This is a genomic window from Hyalangium sp. (assembly GCF_045802625.1).
In the GTDB taxonomy this organism is placed as follows: domain Bacteria; phylum Myxococcota; class Myxococcia; order Myxococcales; family Myxococcaceae; genus Hyalangium.
The window spans coordinates 1-12,913 of the sequence record NZ_JBJMQP010000112.1; the positions used below are offsets into that span (position 1 = coordinate 1).

Below are 12,913 nucleotides of genomic sequence, written 5' to 3' on the forward strand. Positions count from 1 at the left end.
CCCGAGGCGCTCCCCTCGGGAGGCACGAGCCCCTGCCACAAGCGGGGATCCACCTGCACGAAGAGGTAGTCCCACTTGCCCCGGAGTTCCTGCGCCAGCTGCTGGAGCGCCTGGGCCGCGGCCGGGCCGTTGGGAGCCTGGAGGCGATAGGACGGCACCTCCCCGCGGCGGAACTCCGGCACGGGCTCCGGCGGGCTTGGCTGCGCGGACGCGACCAGCTCCACCCGGAGGATGTGGTCCTGATAGCTCTGGTGAGTGGCCTCGGCCACGTTCTGGATCAGTCCCTCCAGCACCACATCGGAGGCATCCGTCCGGAACAGCACCACCTCGGGCGGCGGCGCCAGCTGGGACAACCCCTGCGCGATCCGCTGCCAGACCTCCGCTGGAGACGAGGCGACGGAGCTCGCGAAGAGCGGGGAGCTGCGAATCAACAGCTCACTGCTCCGCTGGGGCAGGACGGCCACCCGCGCGGAGTCCGAGTGGACCTTCACCGTGCTCGGCGCCGGCGCATCACTGTGGAGCACCACGTCGCCGAAGAGGCTCCCCGGGTAGAGCGCTCGGGTGAGGACCGGCTGGCTCTCGGACCCTTGCGGCTCCCGCCACTCCCCCAGCATGCCCTCCAGCACCAGGAAGACCCCCTTGTGCTGATGGTCCGTACTCCCCTGCGGGATGATGACCGGATCCGCGTTCTGGCTGCGCTCGAAGGGGAGCACATCCGCCGTGTCGAGCAGGGCGTGCAGGTGCCGCACCCCGGCCTGCTGGAACTGCACCATGCTGCGGAGCCCGTTGAAGAAGGTGCGCCGGGAGCGGTGGAGCTCCGTCTGATCGTCGAGGATCTGCTCCAGCGCCCCCGCCTCCTGCTCCGGCAGGGAGCGCAGCCCCCGCTCGGTCAGCAGCAGCACCCGGCTGGCGGACACGGACTCGAGACGGAGGGCGGCTCGCGCGACACGCAGCCGCTCGGCGGCCGGATTCGGGTTGACCCACACGTCCCCGCGATAGAGGGTCCGATGCGGCGCCAGCGCCCCGGGGAAGACCTGGAGCAGGGACAGCTCCCCCGAGAGGACGATCATGAGCCTCGGCGTCCCGTCGCCGCTCAGCTCCTGGCTGGGGAAGAGCCGGGTCTCCCGAGGGAAGACCTTCGTCTCGAAGTGCTGCTGGACCTGCTCCGGGTGGGACTCCAACCACCGGCGCAGAGGCCCGAAGTGCAGCGGGGGAATGCTCGTATCCGGTACGTCCGGAGCCTCGGCCGCGGTGCGCTCGCTCGTCATGGGGTCTCCTCCTTTACTACGACGCCGGGTGCGGCGGAGCGGTTGAACGCACGGCGAGCAACCGCGAGACGCTTTCACGGAGCCCCCCGGCTCTGAGAGGATGCACGGGTGCTCGGCGGAGCGGCCCCCCGCCTCACGCACGGAAATTCCAGGACTTGGGTGACTCCATGCAAGAAGATCTGTCCTCGCTGGTGGTGGCGCTGTCGAAGTCGGGGGATTTCGAGGATGCAGCCACCCGGACCCTGGCAAGCCTGATGCTCCGCACGGAGCGGACGATCGCCGCCAGCAAGTTCGCCGGGCATGGCCGGGTGCTCCGAGGCATGGTGCACCTGCGGCCCTCGGGCGGCTACCTGAGGCTGGCCATCCTGGAGCAAGGCGCCACCGCGGTGCAGTCGGCTGGCAGCGCCGGGCCTCGCGGAGCTCCGAGCCTGGTGTCCGCCACGGCGTGGCGCTCGGTGGTGCAGCACGCGTGCCCGGTCTTCATCGACGTCACCCTGGGGACGCTGCGGCCGTACTCGCCGCAGTCCCCGAACAAGATCGAGGAGCTGCTGCCGGGCAGCTTCAGCAGCCAGGAGAGCCGGCAGAGCTTCCTGAGCCGGCAGGCCTCGCACGTGTGCGTGATTCCGCTGCGCACGCTGGGCTCGGGGATCGGCGGGATGATCTCGCTGGAGGCGGACAGCCCCACGGCGATGGGCCAGGACTTCGTGTGGCGCGAGTGCGTGGAGCAGCTGCAGACGATCGCGGAGATCGCGGCGCCCTACCTCACCGGCCTGCCCTTCCGCCCGGCGCCCCAGGTGGAGGTGGACGAGTTCCTGCCCGTGGTGGGCTCGTCCATGGCGAACCTGCTGCCCATCCTGAACGTGTTCGCCCAACAGGAGGAGAGCATCCTCATCAGCGGAGCGACGGGCGCGGGCAAGTCGCGGCTGGCGCGCTGGGTGCACGCGCGCTCGAGCCGGCGCAAGGGCCCCTTCGAGGTGCTGGATCTGATCGCCGTGCCCGAGGATCTGCAGATGGCGGAGCTCTTCGGGTGGAAGAAGGGCGCGTTCACCGGCGCGGTGAAGGACAGCCCGGGCAGCATCGGCAGGGCCGAAGGCGGCACGCTCTTCATCGACGAGATCGACAAGCTGTCGCTCAAGGCGCAGGCAGGCCTGCTCCGGGTGCTGGAGGAGCGCTCCTACCGGGTGCTGGGAGACGGGGTGGGAGATCGCGGCGCGGACGTGCGGTTCATCATCGGCACGAACGTGGACCTGCGCGAGGCGGTGCGCGCCGGGCGCTTCCGTGAGGACCTGTACTACCGCATCAACGTGCTGCCGCTCCGAGTGCCCTCCCTGGACGAGCGCCGGGATGAGATCCCGCTCTGGTCCAACTACATGGTGAACCGGCGGCACAAGGAGCAGTTCCCCCAGGGCCAGGCGCGGCTGACGCCCGAGGCCGAGCAGGCGCTGAGCCGGCGCACGTGGCCGGGGAACCTGCGGCAGCTCGACAACATCATCCGCCGGGCCTACACGCTGGCGCTGGTGGAGCACGGGGCCACGCCGGAGCTGACGCTGGCGGATGGGCACATCGCGCGGGCGCTCGAGTACGAGGTGGGCACGAGCGAGGCGGGCGAGAAGGCGTCCCACTCGCTGACGGAGGCCTTCCGCGCGGCGGCCACCGCCTTCATCGCCGAGGCCAAGCGCCGCGGCACCCCGCTGGATCTGGGGCTGGCCGAGTCCCTGGTGGGCATGGTGCTGGGGCAGGCTGTACAACAGATGGGCCGCGAGGAGGCCTTCCGGCTGCTGGGGCGCGAGAACCTGCTGAAGAACCGCAACCACCACAAGGTGCTCAAGCGCGAGCTGGAGAAAGTGGAGGCCCTCTACAAGGAGCTGGGCGAGAGCGCCTCTCCGTTCGGCACGCTGCTGGCCGAGGACGAAGCGGCCTGAGGTGGCCTAACGGGTACCCCTTCCCGCGCGAGCAAGGCATTAGCGACGTCTTACTTCATACAACTGGTCAGGTAGTATCAGGTTCGGGCCCCAAGCCGATTGACTGGCACGGGACGCTCAGCCCATACGAACCGATCAGGACAACCGCGCGATGCCTCCCACTCCCATGCAACCCCTGCGACTGGCCCCGCGCGACGTCGAACTGGACCGGCGCGGCGACGGCAGCCTCGTGCTGCGATCACGCCAGCCGCTGGGGCCGCATGCCCGCGCCGTCGGCGAGTGGCTGATCCACTGGGCAGCCAAGACACCGGACCGGCTGTTCCTCGCCGAGCGTGTGAATAACGAATGGCGGACGTCGAGCTACGCGCAGACGCTCGACGCGGTGCGCCGGATCGGCCAGTCGCTGCTGGATCGCGGCCTCGGCCCGGAACGGCCTGTTGCCATCCTTTCGGACAACTCCATCGATCACGCGCTGCTCGCGCTGGGCGCGATGCACGTGGGCGTGCCGGTCGCGCCGATCTCGCCAGCCTATTCCCTGATGTCGTCGGACTTCGCGAAGCTGCGGGCGGTGTTCGAGCTGCTCCGGCCGGGCCTCGTCTGGACCGCGGACCCGAAGCGCTTCGCGCCAGCGCTGGCCGCGGTCGGTGCATCCGTGACGGCGATCGGCGAACTCACCGCGGCGCCCGCCAACCCCCAGGTTGACGAGGCCTTCGCTCGCCTGATGCCAGACACGGTCGCGAAGATCCTATTCACCTCGGGTTCCACGGGTACTCCCAAGGGAGTGATCACCACGCACCGGATGCTGACGGCCAACCAGACCCAGATCGTGCAAGCCTGGCCGTTCATGGAGGACGAGCCTCCCGTGCTCGTCGACTGGCTGCCCTGGAACCACACCTTTGGCGGCAACTTCACCTTCGGGCTGGTGCTGCGCAACGGCGGTACGATGTATATCGATGGCGGCAAGCCGGTACCTGGCCTGATCGACACGACGGTGCGCAACCTCCGCGAGATCGCACCCAACCTGTACTTCAACGTGCCTCGCGGCTTCGACCTGCTGCTCTCGTTCCTGGAGCGCGACGCCGAGCTGCGACGCAACTTCTTCTCGCGCTGCAAGTTCGTCTTCTACGCAGCCGCGGCCTTGTCGCAGAACCTGTGGGACCGGTTCGAGAAGCTGGCGCGGGCCGAGCGCGACGGCAACGTGCTGCTGGTGTCGGCCTGGGGCTCGACCGAGACGGCGCCGCTGGCCACCGCGGTGCATTGGCCTATCCAAAAGGCTGGCTGCATCGGGTTGCCGGTCCCTGGCTGCGAGCTGAAGCTGGTGCCGACCGCGGGGAAGCTCGAGGCCCGGGTCCGAGGACCGAACGTCATGCCCGGCTACCTCCACCGGGCAGACCTGACGGCGGCGGCCTTCGATGAGGAGGGCTTCTACCGGATTGGCGACGCTCTCAAGTTCGAGGATCCCTCCGATCCGGCCCGCGGAGTGGCTTTTGATGGGCGAGTCGCCGAGGACTTCAAGCTGTCCAACGGCACCTGGGTGCACGTGGGCGCGCTGAGGGTAGCGCTGATCGCCGCGGCCGACCCGTTGGTCCAGGACGCGGTCATCACCGGCCATGACCGCGACGAGGTCGGCGCGTTGCTGTTCCTCAACCCGGTCGCGGCCTCCGGGCTTCCTGCCGAAGAGATCCGCTCGAGGATCCGCGAGGCGCTGCGCCGGCTCGCGGCTGGAGGGGGCGGAAGCTCGACTCGGATCGGGCGGGCCCTGGTGCTCGAGGAAGCTCCGCGGCTGGACCTCGGAGAGATCACCGACAAGGGATATCTCAACCAGCAGGCGGTACTCGAGTCGCGCCGCCCCTTCGTCGACGCGCTGTATGCCGAGACACCAGCAGCAGTGGTAATCCGGGTCACTTCATGACCTACGGAATATAAAGCTCGCCGTGGCCACCTTGACCTCCTCCTTGACGACCCCACCCCAAGCTGTCTGCCTCTCCCACGAATTCCTGACCCTGGAAGACATTGTTGCCGTAGCGCGCCACGGCCACCCTGTCGAACTCAGCTCCAACCCTGACTTCCGCCACCTCATCGAAGAAAGCCGCCGCACCCTCGAACGCAAGCTCGTCCAAGGTGAGATCATCTACGGGGCCAACACAGGCTTCGGCGGCAATGCCCGGTTGGTCATTCCCGGCGACGAGCTCGCGCACCATCAAGAGAACCTGCTGGAGTTCCTGTCCTGCGGAGTAGGAGAACCGCTCCCCGAGGACGCCGTGCGGGCGGCCATCCTGCTGCGTGCGAACGCGTTGGCGCGCGGGCTCTCAGGAGTCCGTATCGGGGTGATCGAGCGGCTGCTCGATCTGTTGAACCACCGCATCACCCCCGTGGTTCCGCGCTTCGGTTCCGTGGGGGCCAGCGGCGACCTATGCCCCTCCGCGTACATCGCGCGCGCCATGCTGGGCCGCGGAGAGGTCTCCTATCAAGGCTCCCGCACGTCGGCCGCGGCGGCGCTCGCCAGCGCGCGCATCGACCCGCTCCGCCTGCAAGCCAAGGAGGGGCTCGCGCTGCTCAACGGCACGACGGTCATGACCGGCATCGCCGCCCTGGTAGTGGATGAGGCCGCGTACCTCTTTCGCCTCTGCCTCGGGGCCGTGGCCATGGTCGTGGAGGCCCTGCACTCATCACCGGATTACTTCCACCCCGCCATCCACCTCGCCAAGCACCACCCCGGGCAGGTGGCGGTAGCGGAGGCGCTCACCGGGCTGCTGGCCGAGTCGACGCTGGCCGTACCTCTCGACGAGATCCGCCGCCGCGCGGAGAGGGCTGGCAGGGCCGCCTCTGAACACCACCAGGTCGTAGCCGTCGAGGAATCCATCCAGGCGCCCTACTCCCTGCGCTGTGCCCCTCAAGGTCTCGGTCCCATGCACGAGACCCTCGAGCAGACCCGCGCCATCATCGAGCGCGAAGCCAACTCCGTGAATGACAACCCCCTGATCGATCCGGCGTCGGACCACATCCACCACACCGGCAACTTCTACGGCGCTCACGTGGCGCGCGCCATGGACGGACTCAAGATTGACATGGCCAACCTCGCCAACTGGCTGCACTCCATGATGGCGCTGCTGATGGACAGCCGGTTCTCGAACGGCCTGCCACCGTCGCTGAGCCCCAAGGCCGGCGTCTATCAAGGCTTCAAGGGGATGCAGCTGGTCCACAGCAGCCTGGTGACGGCCATCCGGCACTGGTGCTCCCCCAGCATGATCCACACGCTGCCCACGGAGCAGTACAACCAGGACGTGGTGAGCCTGGGAACCCATGCGGCCCTCACCGCCATGGACGTCGTGCGGCTGATGCGCAACACGGTGGCCATTACCCTGCTCTCGGTGGTCCAAGCCATCGACTTGCGGGAAGGCGCCGAGCGCATGGGGGCGGGAACGGGCCGCATCTACCGGACGGTGCGGACCGTGAGCCGGTTCGTGGACACCGACCGCGCGCTGGACAGTGACATCGCCGCGGTGTGCCGGCTGATCGAGAACCGTGAGATTCCCTGGCCTGTACGTCCAGGGGCCACCCGTACAGGTTGATTTGCCTGCCCAGCCTCCTAGGATCCGCCAGCGTATGCTCAAGTATCGTCAAGCGCTTGGCGCCATGTCGGTCCTGATCCGCGAACCGTTCGAGTTCGTCGCGCTCAACGAGATGACGGACGCGGTGTCGCTGTCCTGGCCTGTCCAGTGGTGGTACCGTCGGCTCATCAAGAAGGTGCCGGCGAGTGTGCTCGATCACCTCCGTGAGCTCACGCGCCAGCCGCTCGACCCGGGCGCGCTGGGCAGCCTGCCGCAGAACACGTTGGGCTACAGGTTTCATAAGTTCTGCGCCGAGCACCACATCGTCGCCAACGGCCACGTCAAAGCCGTTCCCCAGCTCCAGGAGACCTTCGAGCAGGATTGGGTGACGCAGCGGTTCTTCAAGATCCACGACATCCTCCACGCGGTGGTAGGCTTCGGTACCACCGTCCCCGGGGAGATGGGCCTGCAGATGTTCGACGCTCGCAACCTCCGCGAGCCTTACGGCATCATGGCCGTGGCTGGGACGCCGTACATGATCCTGCGCTATGGGCAACCGCTGGAAATGCTTCGCGAGATCCTGCGGGGCTGGAAGCTCGGCGGCGCCACGGAGAACCTCTTCTTCGTCCCGTTCGAGGAGATGTGGGACTGGGACTACCAGGACGTGCGCGCCCACCTCGGCTTTCGCAGGCGGCGACCCATACTCCAAGTCCTGGCCGCGCGCTCCGGAACCTGACGGCCTGGAGGCGGGACGCTCGGGACTGAGGGGCACCCAGGGTGCACGTGTATGATGCCCTGGCAATGGACAGCTTCCTGTCGGAGTACGAGCTAGGCGAGCGGATCAGCCAGAGCACTCGAACGATCGTCTATCGTGCTCACCGTCGGTTGGACCATTCGCCGTGCATCATCAAGGTCCAGCAGCGGGAGCACTCCACACCGGCGGAGCTGGATCGGCTCCGCCGCGAATTCGAGATCGCCAAGAGCCTCGACATTGAGGGCGTCATCCGGGCGTTTGCCCTGGCCCGCTACAAGAGCCGCGTGGCGCTGATCATGGAGGACTTCGGCGCCGTGTCGTTGTCCACGCTGATCGCCCAAAAGCGGTTCACGCTGGACGAGATCCTGACCATCGGCGTCCAGCTGGCCTCCACGCTCGCGCGCATTCACCAGCGCCATGTCGTGCACAAGGACGTCAACCCCTCCAACGTCGTCATCAACCCCGAGACCCAGCAGGTCAAGCTCATCGACTTCGATATCTCGACCACGCTGTCGCGCGAGCGCCCCTCGATCAACAGCCCGAACCTGCTCGAGGGAACGCTCCGCTACATCTCGCCCGAGCAGACAGGGCGGATGAACCGTGCCATCGACTACCGCACCGACTTCTACTCGCTCGGCGCGACGCTCTACGAGCTGCTCGCTGGCGCGCCGCCGTTCGAGAGCCAGGATCCGCTGGAGCTGATCCATTGCCACATCGCGCTCGCGCCGCCACCGCTCCACCAGCTCCGCCCGGAGATTCCGCGCCCCGTCTGCGACATCGTGATGAAGCTCCTGGCCAAGACGGCGGAGGAGCGCTACCAGAGCGGCCAGGGCATCGCCGAGGATCTCGCCGAGTGCCGTGCGCAGCTGCGCGCCTCGGGCCAGGTGGACACGTTCCTCCTCGGGCGCCATGACGCCTCCGACCGCCTGCAGATCCCTCAGAAGCTCTACGGCCGCGAGGCGGACAGCCAGGCCATGCACGCGGCCTTCGAGCGCATCTGCCAGGGCACCCGGGAGCTGATCCTCGTGACCGGCTACTCCGGCATGGGCAAGAGCGCGCTCGTCCACGAGATCCACAAGTCGCTGGTGCAGTCGCGCGGCTATTTCGCCTCCGGCAAGTTCGATCCCCTGAAGCGCAACATCCCCTACGCCTCGCTCATCGAGGCGTTCCAGGAGCTCATCCGTCAGCTGCTCGCCGAGAGCGAAGAGCAGCTCGCCCTGTGGCGCAAGAAGCTCGAGGACGCGCTCGGTCCCAACGCCTCCGTCATCGCCGAGGTCATCCCGGCGGTGGAGCTGATCGTTGGCAAGCTGCCGCCGGCCCCCCAGCTCGCCGCCGCGCAGTCGCAGAACCGCTTCCACTTCGTGTTCCAGCGCTTCGTGCGCACGCTCAGCTCGCCGGAGCACCCGCTGGTGCTCTTCCTCGATGACCTCCAGTGGGCGGACGCTCCGTCACGGGACCTGATCCACGTGCTGATGACGGATCCAGAGCTGCGCCACCTGTGCATCATCGGCGCGTACCGCGACAACGAGGTAGATCCCACCCACCCGCTGTCCATCACGCTGGACGCGATCCAGCGAGCGGGGACACCGGTCACCACGCTGCGGCTCAAACCGCTCGAGCTCGCGGATACCCTCCAGCTCCTCGACGACACGTTCCACTGCGGCCGCGAGCGGGCCGAGCCTCTGGCGGCGCTCCTGCTGCGGAGGACGGAGGGCAACCCGTTCTTCCTCAACCAGCTCCTGGGCGCGCTCTTCGATGAGCGGGTGATCGAGTTCGACAGCGACGCCGGGGAGTGGCGCTGGGATCTGGACGCCATCCGTGCGCGAGGCCTTACCGGTGGCATCGTCGAGTTCATGGCGGCCAAGATCCAGAAGCTGCCAGCGGCGACGCAGCAGGCGCTCAAGCTGGCGGCCTGCATTGGCACCTGCTTCGATCTGCAGACGCTCTCCATCCTGGAGCGGCGCTCGCCAGCGGAGACGGCGGCGGGCTTCTGGGACGCGCTCACAGAAGGGCTCCTGCTGCCCGTCGGCGACGCGTACCACGTCGCGGCGCCAGCGCGGCTGGCGGAGCTGGGCGGCGAGGCCCCCAGCGCCTCGTTCAAGTTCCTCCATGATCGCGTGCACCAAGCCGCCTACTCGCTCATCGAGGAGGATCAGCGAAAGGCCATTCACGCGGAGCTGGGCGGCTTGCTGCTCGCCAGCACGCCCCCCGAGAAGCTGGACGAACGGATCGTCGACATCGTCAATCAGTTCGTGCTCGGGCTGGAGCGGATCAGCTCGCCCGAGGAGCGCTATGAGGTCGCCCGGCTCAGCTTGATGGCGGGCCAGAAGGCGAAGGCCTCGGCGGCGTTCGAGCCCGCCCTCCGCTATTACATGACGGGCATCCAGCTGCTGCCGGAAGGCGCGTTCGACGAGCGGCACGAGCTGGCGTTCGCCCTGCACATCGAGGGCTCCGAGGCCGAATACCTCAACGCCAACATGGAGCGCGCGGAGGCACTGGCGCTCGTCGCCATGGCCCACGCGAGGACCGTGCTGGAGAAGGTGAAGGTCGCCGAGACGCGGATCCTCTTCAGCCTCTCGCGCAACCAGCTCGAGGAGACCCTCCGCATCGGGCTGGAGGCGCTGGAGATGCTCGGGGTGCGCCTGCCCTTCGACGCCACGCCGGAGCACGTCCAGTCCGCGCTGGCCCGTGACCGCACGTTGCTCGCGGATCGTGAGCTCGAGGAGCTGATCGATCTGCCTGAGTGCACCACTCCGGAGCAGCTCGCGGCACAGCGAATCCTTGCCCACCTCAGCTCGCCCTCCTTCGTCATCAATCCCCATCTGTACATGCTCATCGCGAGCGAGCAGTTCTACCTGACGGTGCGCCACGGGAACTCGCGCTATGCCCCGGGGAGCTATGTGAAGTACGGCGGGCTCCACGCCACCATGCTCAAGGATCTCGACACCGCCACGGGTTACGGCGACGTGGCGCGGAGGGTGATGGAGAGGCTGAATGCACGCGAGGCGAAGGCCGAGGTGCACCTGCTCCTCTCCGCGTTCATCCGCTCCTGGAAGGTGCACATCCGGGAGACGTTCGATCTTCTGCGCGAGGGCATGCAGGCCGGGATCGAAACCGGTGACCTCCAGTACGCCCATCGCTGCGGCTCTCACCTCGGTCACTCGAGCGTCGTCGGCGGCGAGCCGCTGGAGCCGCTGTTCGAGACGGTGACCCGGGTCGTCGAGTTTCATACACGCCACAAGCAGACGTTCCTGCGGCTGTACAGCAGCATCATCCGCCAGTGGGCCCACAACCTCCTGGGCCACGGGCGAGACCCGCTGATGCTGAAGGGCGAGTGCTTCGACGAGGACGAGAGCCTGCCCGAGGTGCTGGCGAAGAACTTCACGTCAGCGGGGGTGTTCTATGCCCTGAAGGCCATGCTGGCCTACCTCTTTGGTGACTACGGCAAGGCGGTGGAGTGGGCCAATCGGACAGAGTCCTACGAGCAGGCGCTCGTGGGCCTTCCGACGTCGGTGCTGGCCAACCTCTACCAGTCCCTGCCGTTGCTCGCGGCCTGGCCAGAGGCGTCCGAGGAGGAGCGCACCCGCTGGATGAAGCGAGTGGAGCGGAACCAGGCGGAGCTGGCGCACTGGGCGCAGAACGCGCCCATGAACTTCCTGCACCGGTGGAGGCTCGTCGAGGCCGAGAAGGCACGCGTGCTGGACCGGCCCATCCAGGCCATGACGCTCTATGAGCAGGCCATCCGTGGCGCCGCCGAGCATCGCTACCTTGCCGAGGAGGCCATCGCCAACGAGCGCTGCGCCGATCTCTGCCGCTCACTGGGATGGGAGCGCGCGGCCGAGACCTATCTCGTCGAGGCCCACTCCGCATACCTGCGCTGGGGCGCGCACGCGAAGGTGGCGGCGCTGGAGCGGCAGTTCCCCGCGCTGCTCTCGAGCGTGGGGACCACCGGCAAGCGCCTGGTCAACGGACACCTGTCCAGCACGTCGTCCTCCGGCGGTGCCGTCCTGGAGCTGAGCTCCATGATGAAGGCGGCACAGGCCATCTCGGGCGAGATCATGTTGGACCGCCTGGTGCAGTCACTGCTGAGCATCATGGTGGAGAACGCCGGCGCTCAGCGCGGCCTGCTGCTCCTGGACAAGGATGGCCAGCTGGTGATCAAGGCGGAGTGGGCGGCGGGCCAGTCCGAGGTCATCGAGCGGACCGAGACCTCCATCGGCGAGAGCGACGGGCCGCTCTCCAGCTCGATCGTCCACTATGCCGTCCGCACCGGCGAGAGCGTCGTACTCGCCAATGCCACCCAAGCGGGGCTCTTTACCAAGGACCCGTACGTCATCCGGCACCGCCCCAAATCGGTCCTCTGCGCGCCACTGCTCAACCAGGGCAAGCTGCTGGCCGTCATCTACCTCGAGAACAACCTCACCGCGGGAGCCTTCACCGCCGACCGCCTGGAGGTGCTCCAGCTGCTCTCCGGGCAGGCCGCGCTGTCCATCCACAACGCCACGCTCTATGCCACGCTGGAGCACAAGGTCAGCGAACGGACGCGCGAGCTACGCGAGAAGAACGAGGAGCTGCAACGCACCCAGAGGCAGCTCGTCACCCAGGAGAAGCTGGCCTCGCTCGGCGCGGTCACCGCCGGCATCGCCCATGAGCTGAAGAACCCGCTCAACTTCGTCACCAATTTCGCTGAGATCACCGTCGAGCTCACCCAGGAGCTCTCCGCCGAGCTGAAGCTCCGCTCCACCGAAGCGAGCGAGACTACCGACCAGCTGCTCGGCTTCATCCGTCAGAACGCGGTGAAGATCAACGAGCACGGGAAACGCGCGAACCAGATCATCGGCGGCATGCTGCAGCTCTCCCACAAGACCACGGGGGAGCGCACCCAGACGGATCTGAACGCGCTGCTCGCAGAGAGCTGCACCCTGGCCATTGACGGCGCGCGCCTCCGGAACCCCTCGCTGAAGGTCGATCTGCAGACCGAGTACGATCCAACCCTCGGCACCATCGAAGCGATGGCCCCCGACCTCGGGCGTGTCTTCCTCAACATGATTGGCAACGCCATCTACGCTGTCGCCCAGAAGCGCAAGCTCCAGCCAGCGTCGGACTTCTCGCCGCGGATCCAGATCACCACCCGTCGCCGGGGCGACCGTGTCGAAGTGCGCATCCGCGACAATGGCACCGGCATCCCGCAGGAGATCATCGACAAGATCTACATGCCGTTCTTCACCACCAAGCCCCCCGGCGAGGGGACGGGACTCGGCCTGTCGATCAGCCACGGAATCATCGTCGACGCGCACCAGGGTGAGCTGAAGGTCGAGAGCGCCGAAGGCGAGTTCACCGAGTTCATCATCACACTGCCGCGCAAGGCGTCCCGGAGGCGTTGACCGTCGCCTCGCCTCGGGCTTTCTTCTCCCCACT

General features: G+C 67.6%; 5 protein-coding genes and 1 pseudogene. 5 read left to right on the forward strand and 1 reads right to left on the reverse strand.

All coding sequences use genetic code 11. The features are described from left to right. Positions 1–1,268, reverse strand: a pseudogene (locus tag ACJ8AT_RS20490) (hypothetical protein); the annotation flags it as partial. 167 nt (positions 1,269–1,435) lie between these two features. Between ACJ8AT_RS20490 and ACJ8AT_RS20495 the strand changes: the two are divergent. The 5 genes from ACJ8AT_RS20495 to ACJ8AT_RS20515 all read left to right on the forward strand — a co-directional run bounded on the left by ACJ8AT_RS20495 (position 1,436) and on the right by ACJ8AT_RS20515 (position 12,879). Next, on the forward strand, positions 1,436–3,190 hold the full coding sequence (locus ACJ8AT_RS20495; protein WP_407739469.1) for a sigma-54-dependent transcriptional regulator: 1,755 nt from the start codon (positions 1,436–1,438) through the stop codon (positions 3,188–3,190). A gap of 166 nt (positions 3,191–3,356) precedes the next feature. Further along, positions 3,357–5,102: a feruloyl-CoA synthase gene (locus ACJ8AT_RS20500; protein WP_407739470.1), complete on the forward strand. Its 1,746-nt coding sequence runs from the start codon at positions 3,357–3,359 to the stop codon at positions 5,100–5,102. A 43-nt stretch (positions 5,103–5,145) separates the two neighbouring features. After that, on the forward strand, positions 5,146–6,762 hold the full coding sequence (hutH, locus tag ACJ8AT_RS20505; RefSeq protein WP_407739471.1) for a histidine ammonia-lyase: 1,617 nt from the start codon (positions 5,146–5,148) through the stop codon (positions 6,760–6,762). A 64-nt stretch (positions 6,763–6,826) separates the two neighbouring features. Continuing rightward, positions 6,827–7,477, forward strand: coding sequence for a Coq4 family protein (locus ACJ8AT_RS20510; protein WP_407739472.1), 651 nt, complete (start codon positions 6,827–6,829; stop codon positions 7,475–7,477). Between the two features lie 65 nt (positions 7,478–7,542). Next, a complete protein-coding gene (locus ACJ8AT_RS20515) occupies positions 7,543–12,879 on the forward strand; it encodes an AAA family ATPase (protein WP_407739473.1) in 5,337 nt (1,778 codons plus the stop codon). Positions 12,880–12,913 lie beyond the last annotated feature (34 nt).